Below are 16,908 nucleotides of genomic sequence, written 5' to 3'. Positions count from 1 at the left end.
ATAGGAGAAAAATGATGAAGATCGTTGAGGTGAAACACCCGCTGGTAAAACACAAGCTTGGCCTGATGCGCGAAAATGACATCAGCACCAAACGCTTCCGTGAGCTGGCCTCAGAAGTGGGTAGTTTACTGACCTATGAAGCGACCGCCGATCTGGAGACGGAAAAAGTCACCATCGAAGGCTGGTGCGGGCCAGTTGAAGTGGATCAGATCAAAGGGAAAAAGATTACCGTAGTGCCAATCCTGCGCGCAGGCCTGGGCATGATGGAAGGGGTGCTGGAGCACGTGCCGAGCGCGCGCATCAGTGTAGTGGGCGTATACCGCGACGAAGAAACCCTGGAGCCGGTGCCGTACTTCCAGAAGCTGGTTTCCAACATCGAAGAGCGCATGGCGCTGGTCGTCGACCCGATGCTGGCCACCGGCGGTTCGATGATCGCCACTATCGATCTGCTGAAGAAAGCCGGCTGCCACAGCATCAAGGTGCTGGTTCTGGTCGCGGCGCCGGAAGGCATCGCCGCGCTGGAGAAAGCGCATCCGGACGTTGAGCTGTACACCGCCTCCATCGATCAGTGTCTGAACGACAAGGGCTACATCGTGCCTGGCCTGGGCGATGCGGGCGACAAGATATTTGGTACTAAGTAAACATTTGAGCCGACTTAACGAGTCGGCTTTTTTTTGACTAAAACCTATAAAACCAATAAACCGAGGAAAAGCACACATGACCCGTCGCGCCATCGGCGTCAGCGAGCGCCCGCCGCTGCTCCAGACCATTCCGCTCAGCTTCCAGCACCTGTTCGCCATGTTCGGCGCCACCGTGCTGGTGCCTATCCTGTTCAAGATCAACCCGGCGACCGTGCTGTTGTTCAACGGCATCGGCACGCTGCTGTATCTGTTCATCTGTAAAGGCAAGATCCCGGCCTACCTCGGTTCCAGCTTCGCGTTTATCTCGCCGGTGTTGCTGCTGTTGCCGCTCGGTTACGAAGTGGCGTTGGGCGGTTTCATCATGTGCGGCGTGCTGTTCTGCCTGGTGGCGCTGATCGTGAAAAAGGCCGGCACCGGCTGGCTGGACGTGATGTTCCCGCCGGCGGCGATGGGGGCGATCGTCGCCGTCATCGGCCTGGAGTTGGCGGGCGTGGCGGCCAATATGGCGGGGCTGCTGCCGGCGGAAGGCGCCAGCGCCGACTCGACCACCATCACCATTTCGCTGGTGACGCTGGCGGTCACGGTGCTCGGTTCAGTACTGTTCCGCGGCTTCCTGGCGATTATCCCGATCCTGATCGGCGTGCTGGTGGGCTATGCGCTGTCGTTCTTCATGGGCGTGGTGGATTTGACGCCGATCCGCGAGGCGCACTGGTTCGCGCTGCCGACCTTCTACACCCCGCGCTTTGAGTGGTTCGCCATCTTCACCATTCTGCCGGCGGCGCTGGTGGTGATCGCCGAGCACGTCGGCCACCTGGTGGTGACTGCCAACATCGTGAAAAAAGACCTGATCCGCGATCCGGGCCTGCACCGCTCGATGTTCGCCAACGGCATCTCGACGGTATTCTCCGGCTTCTTCGGCTCCACGCCGAACACCACCTACGGCGAGAACATCGGCGTGATGGCCATCACCAAGGTCTACAGCACCTGGGTGATCGGCGGCGCGGCGGTGCTGGCGATCCTGTTGTCCTGCATCGGTAAGCTGGCGGCGGCGATCCAGGCGGTGCCGGTGCCGGTGATGGGCGGCGTTTCGCTGCTGCTGTACGGTGTGATCGGCGCTTCGGGCATTCGCGTGCTGATCGAATCCAAAGTGGATTACAACAAAGCGCAGAACCTGATTTTGACCTCGGTGATCCTGATCATCGGCGTGAGCGGCGCCAAGGTGCACATCGGCGCGGCGGAGCTGAAAGGCATGGCGCTGGCGACCATCGTGGGGATCGGCCTGAGCCTGCTGTTCAAGGTCATCAGCCTGTTCCGCAAGGAAGAAGAGGTGCTTGACGCGCCGGACGAATCGGCGGAGCAGAAGTAACGAAAAGGGCAGCCCAGGGGCTGCCCTTTTGACTTATGGCATTCGCCTTAGCTGCGAATTTTGCGGTACACGAACAGCACCACGATGGCGCCGATAACCGCCACCACGAAGCTGCCGAAGTTGAAGCCGTCAACCTTGCCGTAGCCGAAGAAGGTGCTGATATAGCCGCCGACCACGGCGCCGATGATCCCCAGCACGACGGTCAGAATAAAGCCGCCGCCGTCTTTGCCGGGCATGATCCACTTAGCCAAAATACCGGCGATCAGGCCGAAGATAATCCAGGAAATAATCCCCATTTACTGCTCCTTTCTTTGGTGGCTGAGAATAGCTTACTGCTGGGTGGCCGGCTGAGTATTGCCGTTCACCGCCGCATCGGTCTCTTGTTTCAACTCTTGCGCTTTGTTTTCGGCGCTGTTCTTGATGGCTTCGGTCTTCGCCTTGGCCTGCTCGGTCAGATCGTTGGCGCCGTTGATGGCGTCGTTTTTGATGGCCTTGGCCTGATCCACCAACTGCTGGCTCTGTTTGCCTGCGTCGTCTTTGATCGCGGCGGCTTTGGCCTTGGCGTCGTTGGTGATGGCGTCCGCCTGCTTGGCGGCGTCTTCTTTAATCGCCGAAGCTTTGTCTTTCAGCTGATCCGCCTGAGTGGCGGCCTCTTTTTTGATTTCATCCGCCGTCGCTTTCGCTTTGTCCGTCAGATCGTCCGCTTTTTTCTGGGCGGCGTCTTTCATCTGCTCGGCGCTGTCTTTGGCTTTATCCAGGTTGGCGTCAACCTTGGAGGAGTCATCACAGCCGGCAACCAACAACCCGATAAAGGAGGCCAACAGCACTTTATTCCATACTTTCATCGTCTATATCCTTGCAGAAACCTTGTTGATGGTGATTGCATTTAGCCTACCTATACTAGGTCAGATTTTACTTAAATTACAAATTTAACCTGCGCAGGCATGGAGTTAGGGAATTATATCGGATAATTCTTGCCTCGGCGGGTGCCGCCGCCGATCAAGCGATGCTTAGGCATTGTTCACTATTGCGGCATAAGATCCTGCCGGTTCAACAGCGCCCGTTTTCTGTGTTAAACTGCCCACGTTTTTCTGCCAGTTTTGGTTGAGGTGCTTCTCTGAATACGCCGGCACAGCTTTCACTGCCACTTTATCTTCCCGATGATGAAACTTTCGCCAGTTTTTATCCGGGCGAGAACCCATCCCTATTAGCCGCGATCCAATCCGCCGTCCGTCAGGAACATGGCAGCTATATCTATTTCTGGTCGCGTGAAGGCGGCGGGCGCAGCCATCTGCTGCATGCGGCCTGCGCCGAGCTTTCGCAGAAAGGCGAAGCGGTGGGCTATGTGCCGCTCGACAAGCGCGCCTACTTCGTGCCTGAAGTGTTGGACGGCATGGAGCAGCTGGCGCTGGTCTGCATCGACAATATCGAATGCATCGCCGGCGACGAAGAGTGGGAGATGGCGATCTTCAACCTCTACAACCGCATCCTGGAAACCGGCCGCACCCGTTTGTTCATCACCGGGGATCGTCCGCCGCGTCAGCTGAACCTGCGTTTACCGGATCTGGCTTCGCGCCTGGACTGGGGGCAGATCTACAAGCTGCAGCCGCTGTCGGACGAAGAGAAACTGCTGGCGCTGCAGCTGCGTGGCAAACTGCGCGGCTTCGAGCTGCCGGAAGACGTGGGCCGCTTCCTGTTGAAACGGCTGGATCGCGAGATGCGCACGCTGTTTATGACCCTCGATCAACTCGATCGCGCCTCGATCACCGCCCAACGCAAGCTCACCATCCCGTTCGTTAAAGAGATCCTGGGGCTGTAACGGGCTAATCTGCCTATTTTTCCGCGTGTTCCAGCAGGGAGCAGTAGTGCTCAACCTGCTGGCGTTGCCGATCGCTTCGCAGTTGCAAAGCGAGATTGATATGTTCCAGACACTGCGCATTGTCTGCAAGCAGTGGGTCGATTTTCCCCTGCTGTGCCAACCAGGCCGCCACGTCAGCCCAGCGCCACAGCGGTGAGGCGCCGCCGAGCCGTTGAATGGGGGAAGGGAAGCCGCCGGGGCCGCGAGTCCCGTCTTTTAGCATGGCGATCGCCTGACGCGACAGTTCGGTGAGCTCGGCAATATCGCTTAATCCCACCAGACTGGAGTCCACCGATATCACCTTGGCGCCGATATTTGCGGATTCAATATCGCTGATGGCGCTGCAAATCGCGTGCGCAAAGTTATCGCTTTCTCGATCGAACTCCAGGTAAACGGCTTTACCGTAGAAACAGATCAGCGCGTCATCGCATCCCGCCGCATACAGCGCATCTTCCAGCCCGGTGGTATCGGCGGTGACCCCATCCAGCGTCAATGAGAAATGATAGAGCGTCATGGTGATTCTCCGGTTATTTTTTCTGCGACAGCGCCAGGCAGTGATCGACTTTGCGCCGAATCTGTTTGGCATGTACCTCTGGGTTTTTTGGCGTGCTCCAGATGCTCATCATATGTTCTTGATGCCCGGCAAAGGCGCAATGTAGTCGGCCAAATGCGTGCCCCTTGCTGGGCCGAAAATGCCAACCCTGAGAAAGGGCGTAAGCTAATGCCGCCTGAATGTACTTGTCTGGGTGTTTTTTCATCGCTCGTCCAGTGATGCGATCAGGGTAGGTGGGGTGTTGACGATTGTCAACGGCTGTTTCACCGAGAGATTTGGCGTTTGCGCAGCATAGCAGCGGAAGAAGACTGTGATGATGAAAAGTATTTATATAACAATTAATTAAAAATAGCCCTGTTCAGGGCTATTGGTATTTTGCGGTTCAATAAGAGATTTGCCGGACGATTACAAAATCTCCAGCACCTGCTCCGGCGGCCGGCCGATGCGCGCCTTGCTGCCTTTCACCACGATCGGGCGTTCGATCAGTTTCGGGTTCGCCGTCATCGCCGCCAGCAGTTGCTCTTCGCTCAGGCTTTCGTCCGCCAGCTTCAATTCCTTGTACAGATCTTCTTTTTTGCGCATCAGCTCGCGCGCGGATGTGAAGCCCAGTTCCTTCAACAGCTTTTTCAGCTCATCGACCGTAGGGGGCGTTTCGAGGTACAGCACCACCTTGGGATCGACGCCGTGCTGTTCCAGCAGCGCCAGGGTTTCACGGCTCTTGGAGCAGCGCGGGTTGTGGTAAATCGTGACGTTTTTCATGGCGTTCATTCCTTGTTGAATCAGCTGCGCTGGTATTGGCGGAAGCGCTGTTGCAGTTGGCGCAGCTGGTCGATGCGCGCATCGTAGCGCGCCTGTTTCAGGCTGCCGAGTTTCTGCAGCGAGCTGGCATTGCTGAGCAGGCCGATAGCCTGATCGAGCCGGCCGTTCAGCGCCAGGCTTTCGGCGCGGGCCGACAGCTCTTCATCGCGCAGCCCCTGAGCGGCGCTGGCCTGCGCCAGCAGATCCCAGCCGTTCGGATCGTCCGGATGGGCAAAGGTGTAGCGGTTCAGGATCTTCGACGCCTGCGCCGGCTGGTTGCCTTCGACATAGGCGTTGGCCAGGTTGAGCTGCAGCACCGGGTTGTTGTTCTGGGCGACGTTGGCCGCCTGCAGGCGGGCGATGGCCTGCGGCGCGCGTTTCTGGCCGAGATCGATATCGGTCATCAGGTCAATCAGCCAGACGTTTTTCGCATCCTGCGCCAGCATCGGTTGAATGATGTTGCGCGCGTCGTCGTATTTTTTCGCTTCATAGAACAGGATGGCGCGGCCGTATTTGGCGGCCGCCTGTTCGCGCACGTTCCCTTTGCTGAGCGAGCCGAGCAGCTCTTCATTCAGGCCATAGCCTTCCGAGCTGTACATGCCCAGTGCGCGCACCTTGGCCATCAGGTAATCCTGCGAAGACTGCACGATGTGTTTCTGCATCTGGTTGGCGCGGTTGCGCGCATCAGAGAGACGGCTGTCCGGCAGCGGGTGCGTCAGCAGCATTTCCGGCGGCTTGGAGGCGTAACGCGACTGATCCGAGAGTTTCTGCAGGAAGTCGGGCATCGCTTCCGGATCGAAACCGGCGCGCTGCAGCACCTGAATGCCGATGCGATCGGCTTCCTGTTCGTTCGATTGGGTAAAGCTGATCATGCCCTGCTGGGTGCCGGCCATGGTGCCGCTCAGCGCCGCCATGCCCATGGTCGGGTTGGCCATCGCCAGCAGGATGGAACCAAGCGCGCCCACCCAGGTCAACGGGGCGTTGCGTTGCTGATCTTCCATTGCGCGCGCCAGGTGGCGCTGGGTGACGTGCGAGATTTCGTGCGCCAGCACCGAGGCCAGCTGGCTTTCGTTGTCGCTGACGCGGAACAGGGCGGAATGCAGCACCACGTTGCCGCCGAAGAAGGCGAAGGCGTTGATTTCGTCGTTGCGCACCAGATAGAAATGGAACGGCGTGCGCACCGAATAGGCGCTGGCCACCAGCCGGTTGCCCAGTTGGTTGATGTATTGACTCAGTAGCGGATCGTTGATCAGCGGGGCGCTGGCGCGCAGTTGGCGCACGTAGAAGTCGCCCATCGCCAGCTCTTGTCCGATGCTCAGGGTGCCGCCGGCGGAGGTGCCCATATCCGGCAACTGGTCCTGGCTTTCCGCCTGTGCTGGCGCCAGGGCGGTGGCGTTCAACGTGCCGAGCAACAGCACCGCTAACGCGGTTTTGGTCAACCGGTTGGTCATAGTCAGGCGTTTCCCTTAAATAATCATTTCTAAGACGTCAGCAGCAGACAAGAGTTCTTTATTCCCACGGCGCGATCCGCGTGAAAGTGCGGCGGATCACAAACCGCCGCGACGGCAATCATCACATCATAGTCAGCGGCAGGCGACAAGGAAACGTTAGCCGGGGGCGAATAGGGCAAAAAAGTTTTATTTTTCATTTCGAAGGGCGTTTTCTCCGTCGGGAGCGAGACGGAACTTCAATAAAACGCGGATAAAGTTAGTCTGTGTTTTATTGACAAGATAAACGCAGACTCATATAGTCTGCGTTATTGAAGGTTTACTGACGGTCAAAAACGGACATATGGCGTACATCACAACCAGCGTTGAATATGGCATCCACTGCCTGCTGTGGCTGGTCGGCGATAACCAGCGCGCGCTCAGCAGCCGCGAACTCGCCGAACTGCAAGGGATCTCCCCCAGCTTTCTGGCCAAGATTTTCCCCAAGCTGGAAAAGGCGGGCATCGTCGCCGCCAGTGAAGGGGTGCGAGGCGGTTACCGGCTGGCCCGCCCGGCGGACGAGATCAGTTTTCTGGCAATCATCGACGCCATCGAGGGGCACAAGCCGCTGTTCGATTGCCAGGAGGTGCGCGGGCGCTGTGCGGTGTTCGATGACTCCCCGCCGGAATGGGCGGTCTCCGGCAAATGCGCTATCCATGCGGTGATGCTGCAGGCGGAGAAGGCGATGCGCGATGCGCTGGCGGCGCAGACCCTCGGCGCCGTCGCCGCCCGCTTTGGCCGCAAGGCGCCGCAGGGCTTCTTCGGTGAGGTCAACCTCTGGCTCGACGAGCGCATGACGGAACGCACCGCGCGCAGCGGCAAAACGGCGCGCGCCAAGTCCTAATCGCCGCCTTTCCTTAAAGCGAAACACACTTTTTCCCGCCTCTTCGGAAGGGGCGGGCGGGCCTTCTGCACCCTGTTACGGGAGCGGAACGGCATCGTTCATCCGAAAAAACTGCGGGCAGCCTTGTCGCCCGGTTAACCCTGTATGAAGGAGTCATCCCATGACGCAGAAAATAGTGATTGCCGGTTCCGGTTTTGCCGGTTTTTGGGCCGCCGTGTCCGCCATGCGCGCCATTACCCTTGCCGGTAAGCATGAGGATATCGAGGTGATCATGGTCTCACCGACGCCAACGGTCACCATCCGCCCGCGCCTGTATGAAGCGGTGTTGGAAAACATGAACCCGGATATTTCCGCGCAGCTCGCCGCCGTCGGCGTACGGCACCTGGCCGGGACGGTAGAGGGCATCGATGCCGTCGCCAAAACGCTCACGGTGGCGCAGGCGACGGGGGAAGCCCTTGAATTGGTTTACGACCGCCTGGTGTGGGCCACCGGCAGTCGGCTCTCCGTGCCTGCGGTACCGGGCTTTGCCGAATACGGTTTCAACGTCGATACGCTGGAAAGCGCGCAGCGTCTGGATGCTCATATTAAAGCGCTGGCGGCCAAACCGTCGACGCCGGCGCGCAACACCGCCGTGGTGGTGGGAGCGGGACTGACCGGCCTGGAGAGCGCGGCGGAGATGCCGCAACGGCTGCGCGATGCGCTGGGCAAAGACGAGAACGTGCGCGTGGTGATCGTCGATACCGCGCCGGAAGTGGGCGCGGGAATGGGGGCAGAGCCGGGGGCGGTGATACGCCAGGCGCTGGCGGAGTGCGGCGTGGAAGCGCGGGCCGGCCTGCGCGTTTCGGCTATCGATGCCGAGGGAGTGATGCTGTCGAACGGTGAGCGCATCGCCGCCAACACGGTGATCCTGGCGGCGGGCGTGCGGGCGCACCCGCTGACCGAACAGATCCCCGGCGAGCGCGACGGCAGTGGCCGAGTGATCGGCGACGCTTTCCTGCGTGCGCCGGCGGCGGCGGGCATTTTCGTGACCGGCGATACGGTAAAGGCGGCGACCGATGATCTCGGTAACCACAACCTGATGACCTGCCAGCATGCGATGAGCCTCGGCCGCGTCGCCGGTCACAATGCGGCGGCGGAGTTGGTGGGGTTGCCGACGCACCCGTATAGCCAGCCGAAGTATGTGACCTGTCTGGATCTGGGCCCCTGGGGCGCGCTGTATACCGAAGGCTGGCAGCGCCAGGTGCGCTTTACCCGTCAGGAAGGCAAAAAGATTAAACAGGAGATTAACACGCAGTGGATTTACCCACCGGCGGCGGACCGCGAGGCGTTGTTCGCCGTCGCCAATCCGGATTTCGTGATTGTGCCTTAAAAAGATAAAAACGGGAGCGGCAACGCTCCCGTCGTCATTTCCCCAGCGGCAGGAAAGAGCGTTCCGGCACCACGGTTTTCATCACCAGCGTGGAGCTCAGGCGCTGCACGCCCGGCAGGGCGGAGAGCTTCTCGTCGTAAAGCTGCTGGAAGGCGGGCAGATCGCGGGCGATAACGTGCAGCAGATAATCGGGATCGCCAAACAAACGCTGTGCCTGCACCACCTGCGGAATGTCCACCATGGCGTTTTCGAAGGTTTCGACGGCGCGGCGATCGCCTTCGCGCATGGTGACGAACACCAGAGCGGAGAAGTTGTAGCCCAGGCTGCCGGGATCGAGCTGGGCGCGGTAGCCCCTGATCACCCCGGATTCTTCTAATGCGCGCACCCGGCGGTGGCAGGGGGATACGCTCAATCCGATCCGCTCGGCCAGCTCGGTCACCGACAAACGCCCGTCGGTTTGCAGTTCCGCAAGAATTTTGCGATCAATCTTGTCCATTTGGAAAAATTTCCCCGCTTATGCCGGTTTCAGGCAAGTAATTGAAAGCACATTTTAACGCCTTGAGGATATTCTTGCCATCTGTTGAACGGTTTTGACGGCCGCCGCCAGGCGGCGGCCGTGCTTATTCTACGAGGAAAACGCGATGGTTCTCTGTTCGGTGCGGCGCTGTGCGTTTGAGAGGGCGCCGGCATGACGCTCGCTCTGTTCGCCGCTTTTTGGGCGGTGTCGATTCTGTTGGTGATCACGCCGGGTATGGATTGGGCTTATGTGATCTCGGCGGGCATTCGCGGCCGGGTGGTGGTGCCCGCCGTCGCCGGTTTGTTGTTCGGCCACCTGCTGATGATTGCCATCGTGGTGGCGGGCGTCGGCGCGTTGCTGGTCGGCAATCCGCTGGCGCTGACGGCGCTCACCTTGCTGGGGGCGGCTTACCTGCTGTGGATCGGTTTCAATATGCTGCTGCATCCGCCGGTGCCGGGCGCCGGTGAGGATCAGCGTTCCGATTCCTGGCTGCGCTGGGCCGGCAAGGGCGTGTGCGTCAGCGGCCTGAACCCCAAGGTGTTTCTGCTGTTTCTGGCGCTGCTGCCGCAGTTTACCGACGCCCGGGCCGAATGGTCGGTGCCGATGCAGATGCTGGCGTTGGGCGTGGTGCATTTGATCAGCTGCGGCCTGGTGTACCTGCTGGTGGGATTCGGTTCGCAGTCGGTGCTGCGCACGCGCCCGCAGGCTGCGAAGGTGGTGGGGCGCATCTCCGGCGCGGCGATGATCGTCATCGCCCTCGGGCTGCTGGCCGAGCAGGCGCTGAAATAGCGCCTTGAAAGGCCCGCTTGTGCGGGCCTGGCGGTATCAGGCTTTGACGGCGAGCAGCACCGATGAGGCTTTGATCAGGGCGATGGCGCGCGAACCGTTCTTCAGCGCCATCTCCTGCAGGCTTTCATTGGTGATCACCGACGTCAGCACAAAACCGGCATCCGCTTTGAGGTGCACGGTGCTGTTGACCGCGCCGTGCTCAACCGCAATCACTTCCCCGGCAAACTGGTTGCGGGCGGAAAAACGCAAACCGCAATCCTCCGTCGCCAGGATCACCCACGGCGCTTTAATCAGCGCGACGGCCTCTTTACCGATGGTTAATCCCAGCGACTGTTGGCTTTGTACCGTGACGATGGCCACCAGTTTTTCACCGCCCTGCAGGGTGATCTCCACTTCGTCATTGACGGCGCCTTTGGCGACGGCGGACACGGTACCGGCTAACTGGTTACGGGCTGAAACGGGCATAGATTCTCCTTGAAAGGGGCAAACGGTAAAATTTGTCGCCAGCATGGGCCCTAACCGCCGCGATTGCCAATGTCGCGGGGGAAGAGTGTGAACTGGGGCGGCCTTGCTGAAAAATTAACGTCGGTAGATGTCCGGTCGGGCGATCTGCCAGACAAAATCGGGACAGTTGATGGCGGTATAGCCCACTTTTTCATAGAGCCAAGGGGCGGTGCTGGTGACCAGCATGATTCGCCGCAGCGTCGCCATCAGCGGATGGGCCTGGCAGCATTCCGCCAGCCACAGGCCCAACCCGCCTTTTTGATGCGTCTCCAGCACGTACACGTCGCACAGATAGCCGAAGGTGGCGTAATCGGTGACCAGCCGGGCGAAACCGATTTGTCTGGTGCCGTGATACAAGCCGAAGCACAGGCTGTGGGAGAGGGACTGGCGAACGGTCTCTTTATCAATGCCCTCCGCCCATGACGAACGGGTCAGAAATGCATGAATGGCGTCAATATCCAGCAGGCTGGGCTCGGTGCTGACGAGATAGTCAGCACGCCGCCACTCCCGTGGGGCAGGGATTGTCATGAGGGTTCTTCTCCTGTGCAAGCGTTAAGGTCTGGGCCGCCGTTCAGGCGTGCAGTTCGGCGACCGTCATGGTGAAAATCAGCGTGTCTTCGCCCTCGTTGGCGTAACGGTGCGGGCCGTCCGTTCTGGCGACCGCCGAACAGCCTGGCGTAATCCTGAGCTCGGTTTGTTCGACGGCAAGGCTCAAGACGCCTTGTTCAACGTGCAGCAGCTCGAAGGTGCCCGCTGGATGGCCGCCCGATGCATAGGCTTCCCCCGGCGCCATTTCCCAGCGCCACAGTTCTATCATATTCGGGCCGCGGGTGCCTGCCAGCAAGCGGGCCGAGCCGCTGCGATCGCCGTGCCACAGCGTGGGAATGTCTTGGCTTTCAATCAGGTAGGCGGCGGGTGCGCGGGTCACGTTGACGATGTCCGCCACCGACAGGCCCAGCGCTGCCGCGAGTTTGCACAGGATGGCGATGCTGGGATTGGCGCTGCCTTTCTCGATCTCCACCAGCATGCCCTTGCTGACGCCCGCCCGGCGCGACAGTTCGTCCAGCGACAGCTTTTGGCTTTTTCGCTGCTGTTTGATGCGGTGTGACACCGCTTCGCTGACGGTTTGCACGTCGGCGCCGAACTCGGTCGGTCTGTTGACTTTTTCGCTCATCGGTCAATATTATGGAATAAAATGGTCAGTATAGGATTATTCAATGATTTTAGTCGATCCGTCAATCGATCCGGCCGTCGCTGCGCTGGCGCCCGGATTCCGGGCGTTAAGCATTACCGTGGCCGCGGCTCCCATAACCAACCCGGACGTGGGGGCGCTGGCGTTGGCGCAGGCCTGTCGCGCCCTCGGCGAGGAGGACGCGCCCTGGGCTGAGGCGCATCTCTCGGCCTGGCGCGATGTCTTCATGCGGTTTGGCGCCAAACCCAAGCGTACGCCCTGTTCCGCCGATGCCTTGCGCAAGCGCGCGCTGCGCGACGGCACGATGCCCAGCATCGATCCGGTGGTCGATCTCTACAACGCCGTCAGCATTCGTTATGCGGTGCCGGTGGGGGGCGAGAATATCGCGGCTTATGTCGGCGAGCCGCGGCTGATCGTCGCGGAAGGCAGTGAGCTGTTCGATACCGTCAAGGAGGGTGCGGTGATCCATGAATCGCCGGAGGCGGGGGAGGTGGTCTGGCGCGACGATCGCGGCGTGACCTGCCGCCGCTGGAACTGGCGTCAGGGCGTCAGAACCCGGCTGAGCGCCGAGGCCGAACGGATGTGGTTCATCCTGGAGAGCCTGCCGGCAATGCCGTTGGCGGCGCTGCATGCGGCGGGCGACGAATTGATTGCCGGTTTACGACAAATGATGCCCGGCGTTGCGATAGAGCAACGGCTCATCGGCTGCACCTCGTAACCGGCCTCAGCACTGGCGGCGGACCAATCCGCTGATCAAATCCAGCGCGTCGTCCGCCGCCGCCACTTCACTTTCGCTGAGCGCCTGCCGCTCGATGAAGCTCTCGATAGCTTCCAGCAGAGAGAAGACGCTGATTTCATCCCCTATCTTCACGACTTCGCAAACGCCACGCCCGATTGCCAGACAGATGGCTTCATCAAATTCACACGGTTTGCTGTTCATCTTTCCCCCTTACGGCATTTGGGATGATATCGGCCATGCTACCGGTTTTTGCTCGACGGCTGTCTGACGAAAATCCCATTTTTTCGTTGATGCTGACTGGCGCGCGATCGCGTGCATTGGCGAAATTCTGATTTCCTCACGGTGGTCAAATTTCCCTTGTGACCGCCATGGCGGCGCGGTATTGTCGCCAAATGACGACAATACCGCCTCATTGTCCGCATAAAAAATTTATGACGTTATCATCCCTTCATCCCGCTGCCGTGCGGGATTTTTTTATGAGGTTTATCTCAAAGTGCGGATAACCTCGACGCGATCGCTTGCCATGTTCTGGGAATAATCCTAGCTTGAAATAGTCATTTAGGGTTAGCAATCCCTCATGACCTCCTTGTAATACTTGATGCACCAGAACGTCTTCTCCCCCGCTTAGGCGGGGGTTTTTAATGATGTGCATCGGCAAAGGCCGTCAACGTAGAACCGACAGAGTTCGTGACGATAATCACTTCAAGCATCAAGGGACGGGACAATGAAAAATGATTTGGCGGCGGCGATCGCGATTGGCTGTGTGCTGTTGTTCGCACTGGCGGTTGGTTCGCCCCTCTCCATCAGCACCTCGCTGTAATCTTCCACGGCCCCGTCCGGGGCCGTTCACCCAGTCTGTCGCCGCGTCTGCGGATTTTTGCGCCAATCGCTCGCCTGCGCGATAAAATCAGCCAAATCGCTGTTGATGTATGGCCAACTTTGAGTACTCTGAGTGCCTTGCACACCTCGAGTGCGCCCGTTCTATCTATGCTTTAATCAGGCCCATCACAGGAATCGCTATGCCCGCCCGCCAAATCTCGAGGAGCCCGCTCTGATGCTGGAGATGTTATTACAGTGGTACCGCCGCCGCTTCACCGATCCGCAGGCTATAGCGCTGCTGGTGATCCTGGTCGCCGGCTTCCTCATTCTCTATTTTCTGCACGGCATTCTGACCCCGTTGCTGGTCGCCATCGTGCTGGCCTATCTGCTGGAGTGGCCGACCGCGCGCCTGCAGCGCATCGGCTGTTCGCGCACCTGGGCGGCGAGTATCATGCTGCTGGTGTTCGCGGGCGTTGCCATGCTGCTGGTGTTCGTCGTCGCGCCAACCGCCTGGCAGCAGGGCATCAATCTGATGAGCGATCTGCCGGGCATGCTCAACCAGTTCTATAACTTTGCCGCGACGCTGCCGAAGCGTTATCCGGCGCTGGTGGATGCCGGCATCATCGACATGATGGCGGAAAATCTGCGCAGCCGGCTGTCCGGCATGGGCGAGTCGGTGGTGAAATTCTCGCTGGCGTCGCTGGTCGGCCTGTTGACGCTGGCTATCTACCTGATCCTGGTGCCGATGATGATGTTCTTCCTGTTGAAAGACAAAGAGCAGCTGCTGAACGCGGTGCGCCGCGTGTTGCCGCGCAATCGCGGTCTGGCGGGGCAGGTCTGGAACGAGATGAATCAGCAGATCACCAACTATATTCGCGGCAAGGTGCTGGAGATGGTGATTGTCGGCGTGGCGACCTACCTGGTGTTCGCCGTACTGGACATGCGCTACTCGCTGCTGCTGGCGGTGCTGGTGGGCTTTTCGGTGCTGATCCCCTATATCGGCGCGGTGCTGGTCACCATACCGGTGGTGGTGGTGGCGCTGTTCCAGTGGGGCGTCGGCGCCGATTTCTGGACGCTGATCGTCGCCTATCTGGTGGTGCAGGGGCTGGACGGCAACCTGCTGGTGCCGATCCTGTTCTCCGAGGCGGTCAACCTGCATCCGCTGGTGATTATCCTGTCGGTGATCGTGTTCGGCGGAATGTGGGGCTTCTGGGGCGTGTTTTTCGCCATACCGCTGGCGACGCTGGTGAAGGCGGTGATTCACGCTTGGCCGGATGAACTGCGGGTCGAGGTGGAAGACAAGGCCGGCTGACGGAGGGAAACGAAGCGCAGCAGGCCGCTGCGCTTCGTGAAAATTACTGCTGCAGGTAGTTCAGAACGATGTCGTGGTGATTGGTGGTTTTGAAATCATCAAACACTTTTTCAATCTTGCCTTTGGCGTCGATCAGGAAGCTGATGCGGTGAATGCCGTCATAGGTCTTGCCCATGAAGGTTTTCTCGCCCCACACGCCAAACTGTTGCGATACCTGATGGTCTTCATCAGACAACAGCGTGAAGTTGAGCAGCTCCTTTTCGGCGAAGCGCGACAGTTTTTCCGGTTTGTCGGTGCTGATGCCCAGCACTTCGACGCCGGCCTTTTTCAATTCGTCCATGTTGTCCCGCAGGCCGCAGGCTTGCACGGTGCAGCCCGGCGTCATCGCCTTCGGATAGAAATAAACCAATACTCGCTGTCCCTGGAAGTCGGCCAAATTAATTTCCTCACCGTCCTGGTCAGGCAAACTAAATTTCGGCGCTGTGTCACCGGCTTTCAATGGGCTCATCACTACTCTCCATCTTTCTCATCATGCTGTGGATAGTTCACCACGCTAATACTGCCTTGCGCGTTCAATTCTGTACATAGGCGATGGAAGGCTTGCTCAATATTTGAGGCGTCCCGATCGCCGGAACTGTGGGCGGTGATTTGAATATACAGCTGCGGCGGCAGGTCGCCGTCCGCCGGCTGCGTGCGTGAGACCAGCTCGGCGATATTCATCTGGCTGGAGTCGAACAGATCGGTAAAACGTTCGATGATGTGCGGCGAGTCCTTCACCTCGACCTGAACCCACACGGTGGCCGGCATCGGCGGCCTTTCATGCGAGTTTGTGCGCTTCATCACGATCAGCAGCTCCAGCTCCGCGCCTTTTTGCGGCAGGGTGGATTCGATCAGGGTGATGGCGTTCCAGCTGCCGGACAGCAGCATGATGAACGTGAACTCCTCTCCCAGCATGGCCAGACGGCTATCTTCGATATTGCATCCGCAACTGCTGACGTGGCGGGTGATGGTATTGACGATTCCGGGGCGGTCGGCGCCGAGCGCGGTAATCACGAGATAGTGTTCGTCTGACTGAGGCAAAATGGCGCTTCCTGTCGTGCTTAATGGGGTTACCATGGTAAACATAAAAAAAACCGCCTGCCAAGCGCTTACAACGCGGTTGTGCGCTTGCTTTTGGATAGGCAGCAAAAGTACCATGAGTGACTTGTTTGTGGAGGGGACGGCCAATGTTTACGGGAAGTATTGTTGCACTGGTTACGCCGATGGACGACAAAGGTGCTGTCGATCGCGCGAGCCTGAAAAAATTGATCGATTATCATGTAGCCAGTGGCACCGCGGCGATCGTTTCCGTAGGGACCACCGGCGAGTCCGCAACGCTTGCCCATGACGAGCACGTTGACGTGGTGCTGCAGACGCTGGAGCTGGCCGACGGCCGCATTCCGGTGATCGCCGGCACCGGCGCCAACGCTACCGCCGAAGCCATCGCGCTCACCACCCGCTTCGCCAACACTGGCGTGGTAGGTTGTTTGACGGTGACGCCGTACTACAATAAGCCGACGCAGGAAGGGCTGTATCAGCACTTCAAGGCGATCGCCGAGAGCACCGAGCTGCCGCAGATCCTGTATAACGTGCCTTCGCGCACCGGCTGCGACATGCTGCCGCCGACCATCGCTCGGCTGGCGAAAATCAAGAATATTGTTGCTGTAAAAGAAGCGACGGGGAACTTAAGTCGCGTTAGTCAGATCCAAGTGCTGGTTGACGATGAAGACTTCATTTTGCTGAGCGGCGACGACGCCAGCGGGTTGGACTTCATGCAACTGGGCGGCAAAGGGGTGATTTCCGTGACGGCCAACGTGGCTGCGCGCGAGATGGCGGAACTTTGTGCGCTGGCGGCGCAGGGCAAATTCGCCGAAGCGCGCCGCTTAAATCAGCGCTTGATGCCGTTGCATCAGGATCTATTTGTAGAAGCAAACCCAATTCCGGTGAAGTGGGCCTGTAAGGCGTTGGGATTGATGGCAACCGATACGCTGCGTCTGCCGATGACGCCGTTGAGCGAAACCGCCCGCCCGGTGGTGGAGCGCGCGCTGAAAAGCGTCGGTTTGCTGTAACTCTAAGGGAAA

General features: G+C 59.3%; 22 protein-coding genes. 9 read left to right on the top strand and 13 right to left on the bottom strand.

Features of this window, described 5'->3' with window-relative positions:
* Positions 1-14 precede the first annotated feature (14 nt).
* Positions 15-641: a uracil phosphoribosyltransferase gene (upp, locus tag CPH57_RS14520; protein ID WP_004941642.1), complete on the top strand. Its 627-nt coding sequence runs from the start codon at positions 15-17 to the stop codon at positions 639-641.
* Between the two features lie 76 nt (positions 642-717).
* Entirely contained in the window at positions 718-2,007 is a 1,290-nt protein-coding gene (gene uraA, locus CPH57_RS14515) for a uracil permease (RefSeq protein WP_033651534.1), read from the top strand.
* A gap of 47 nt (positions 2,008-2,054) precedes the next feature.
* On the opposite strand, the gene CPH57_RS14510 is transcribed toward uraA, so the two are convergent.
* Together CPH57_RS14510 and CPH57_RS14505 are read right to left on the bottom strand one after the other, a co-directional pair.
* Entirely contained in the window at positions 2,055-2,303 is a 249-nt protein-coding gene (locus CPH57_RS14510) for a GlsB/YeaQ/YmgE family stress response membrane protein (protein WP_016926728.1), read from the bottom strand.
* 33 nt (positions 2,304-2,336) lie between these two features.
* Positions 2,337-2,852, bottom strand: a complete 516-nt coding sequence (locus CPH57_RS14505) for a hypothetical protein (protein WP_016926729.1) — start codon at positions 2,850-2,852, stop codon at positions 2,337-2,339.
* A 272-nt stretch (positions 2,853-3,124) separates the two neighbouring features.
* Here CPH57_RS14505 and hda point away from each other — a divergent pair, with 272 nt between their 5' ends.
* Positions 3,125-3,826, top strand: a complete 702-nt coding sequence (gene hda, locus CPH57_RS14500) for a DnaA inactivator Hda (protein WP_025159568.1) — start codon at positions 3,125-3,127, stop codon at positions 3,824-3,826.
* 13 nt (positions 3,827-3,839) lie between these two features.
* On the opposite strand, the gene CPH57_RS14495 is transcribed toward hda, so the two are convergent.
* The 4 genes from CPH57_RS14495 to CPH57_RS14480 all read right to left on the bottom strand — a co-directional run bounded on the left by CPH57_RS14495 (position 3,840) and on the right by CPH57_RS14480 (position 6,667).
* Positions 3,840-4,379: an AlpA family transcriptional regulator gene (locus tag CPH57_RS14495; RefSeq protein ID WP_096242481.1), complete on the bottom strand. Its 540-nt coding sequence runs from the start codon at positions 4,377-4,379 to the stop codon at positions 3,840-3,842.
* A gap of 13 nt (positions 4,380-4,392) precedes the next feature.
* The gene (locus CPH57_RS14490; RefSeq protein ID WP_047574107.1) at positions 4,393-4,623 is read right to left on the bottom strand and encodes a hypothetical protein; all 231 of its coding nucleotides are present in this window, start codon (positions 4,621-4,623) and stop codon (positions 4,393-4,395) included.
* 200 nt (positions 4,624-4,823) lie between these two features.
* Positions 4,824-5,177, bottom strand: coding sequence for an arsenate reductase (glutaredoxin) (gene arsC / locus CPH57_RS14485; protein ID WP_033644018.1), 354 nt, complete (start codon positions 5,175-5,177; stop codon positions 4,824-4,826).
* Between the two features lie 20 nt (positions 5,178-5,197).
* Complete coding sequence (locus CPH57_RS14480) at positions 5,198-6,667, bottom strand: M48 family metallopeptidase (protein WP_033644017.1); 1,470 nt, start codon at positions 6,665-6,667, stop codon at positions 5,198-5,200.
* Positions 6,668-7,007: 340 nt separating this feature from the next.
* Between CPH57_RS14480 and CPH57_RS14475 the strand changes: the two genes are divergently transcribed.
* A complete protein-coding gene (locus CPH57_RS14475; protein WP_096242480.1) occupies positions 7,008-7,547 on the top strand; it encodes an Rrf2 family transcriptional regulator in 540 nt (179 codons plus the stop codon).
* Positions 7,548-7,707: 160 nt separating this feature from the next.
* Positions 7,708-8,916: an NAD(P)/FAD-dependent oxidoreductase gene (locus tag CPH57_RS14470; protein ID WP_096242479.1), complete on the top strand. Its 1,209-nt coding sequence runs from the start codon at positions 7,708-7,710 to the stop codon at positions 8,914-8,916.
* A 34-nt stretch (positions 8,917-8,950) separates the two neighbouring features.
* Here CPH57_RS14470 and CPH57_RS14465 read toward each other — a convergent pair whose 3' ends face one another.
* A complete protein-coding gene (locus tag CPH57_RS14465; protein ID WP_021504394.1) occupies positions 8,951-9,412 on the bottom strand; it encodes an Lrp/AsnC family transcriptional regulator in 462 nt (153 codons plus the stop codon).
* 192 nt (positions 9,413-9,604) lie between these two features.
* Between CPH57_RS14465 and CPH57_RS14460 the strand changes: the two genes are divergently transcribed.
* The gene (locus CPH57_RS14460) at positions 9,605-10,222 is read left to right on the top strand and encodes a LysE family translocator (protein ID WP_004941674.1); all 618 of its coding nucleotides are present in this window, start codon (positions 9,605-9,607) and stop codon (positions 10,220-10,222) included.
* Between the two features lie 36 nt (positions 10,223-10,258).
* Here the strand turns inward: CPH57_RS14460 and CPH57_RS14455 are convergent, their stop codons facing one another.
* From CPH57_RS14455 to CPH57_RS14445, 3 genes are all read right to left on the bottom strand, one after another.
* Positions 10,259-10,687, bottom strand: a complete 429-nt coding sequence (locus CPH57_RS14455) for a molybdopterin-binding protein (protein ID WP_038873689.1) — start codon at positions 10,685-10,687, stop codon at positions 10,259-10,261.
* 114 nt (positions 10,688-10,801) lie between these two features.
* Complete coding sequence (locus CPH57_RS14450) at positions 10,802-11,254, bottom strand: GNAT family N-acetyltransferase (protein WP_060660379.1); 453 nt, start codon at positions 11,252-11,254, stop codon at positions 10,802-10,804.
* Between the two features lie 43 nt (positions 11,255-11,297).
* Entirely contained in the window at positions 11,298-11,900 is a 603-nt protein-coding gene (locus CPH57_RS14445) for an XRE family transcriptional regulator (protein ID WP_060660380.1), read from the bottom strand.
* A 43-nt stretch (positions 11,901-11,943) separates the two neighbouring features.
* Here CPH57_RS14445 and CPH57_RS14440 point away from each other — a divergent pair, with 43 nt between their 5' ends.
* Positions 11,944-12,636, top strand: a complete 693-nt coding sequence (locus CPH57_RS14440; protein ID WP_046687610.1) for a B3/4 domain-containing protein — start codon at positions 11,944-11,946, stop codon at positions 12,634-12,636.
* 6 nt (positions 12,637-12,642) lie between these two features.
* Here the strand turns inward: CPH57_RS14440 and CPH57_RS14435 are convergent, their stop codons facing one another.
* Positions 12,643-12,858, bottom strand: coding sequence for a hypothetical protein (locus CPH57_RS14435; RefSeq protein ID WP_089195056.1), 216 nt, complete (start codon positions 12,856-12,858; stop codon positions 12,643-12,645).
* 853 nt (positions 12,859-13,711) lie between these two features.
* Between CPH57_RS14435 and CPH57_RS14430 the strand changes: the two genes are divergently transcribed.
* Positions 13,712-14,788, top strand: a complete 1,077-nt coding sequence (locus CPH57_RS14430; protein ID WP_033644006.1) for an AI-2E family transporter — start codon at positions 13,712-13,714, stop codon at positions 14,786-14,788.
* A 43-nt stretch (positions 14,789-14,831) separates the two neighbouring features.
* Here CPH57_RS14430 and bcp read toward each other — a convergent pair whose 3' ends face one another.
* Together bcp and CPH57_RS14420 are read right to left on the bottom strand one after the other, a co-directional pair.
* Positions 14,832-15,296, bottom strand: a complete 465-nt coding sequence (bcp, locus tag CPH57_RS14425; RefSeq protein ID WP_033635500.1) for a thioredoxin-dependent thiol peroxidase — start codon at positions 15,294-15,296, stop codon at positions 14,832-14,834.
* A gap of 2 nt (positions 15,297-15,298) precedes the next feature.
* Positions 15,299-15,904: a glycine cleavage system transcriptional repressor gene (locus tag CPH57_RS14420; protein WP_369795937.1), complete on the bottom strand. Its 606-nt coding sequence runs from the start codon at positions 15,902-15,904 to the stop codon at positions 15,299-15,301.
* Between the two features lie 110 nt (positions 15,905-16,014).
* Between CPH57_RS14420 and dapA the strand changes: the two genes are divergently transcribed.
* Positions 16,015-16,896 (top strand): 4-hydroxy-tetrahydrodipicolinate synthase, encoded by an 882-nt coding sequence (gene dapA / locus CPH57_RS14415; RefSeq protein ID WP_033644005.1) that lies wholly within the window; start codon positions 16,015-16,017, stop codon positions 16,894-16,896.
* Positions 16,897-16,908 lie beyond the last annotated feature (12 nt).

Source organism: Serratia sp. JKS000199 (assembly GCF_900215455.1).
In the GTDB taxonomy this organism is placed as follows: domain Bacteria; phylum Pseudomonadota; class Gammaproteobacteria; order Enterobacterales; family Enterobacteriaceae; genus Serratia; species Serratia ureilytica.
Note: the sequence above shows the minus strand (reverse complement) of the source record. Positions and strands in the feature narration are given on the sequence as shown.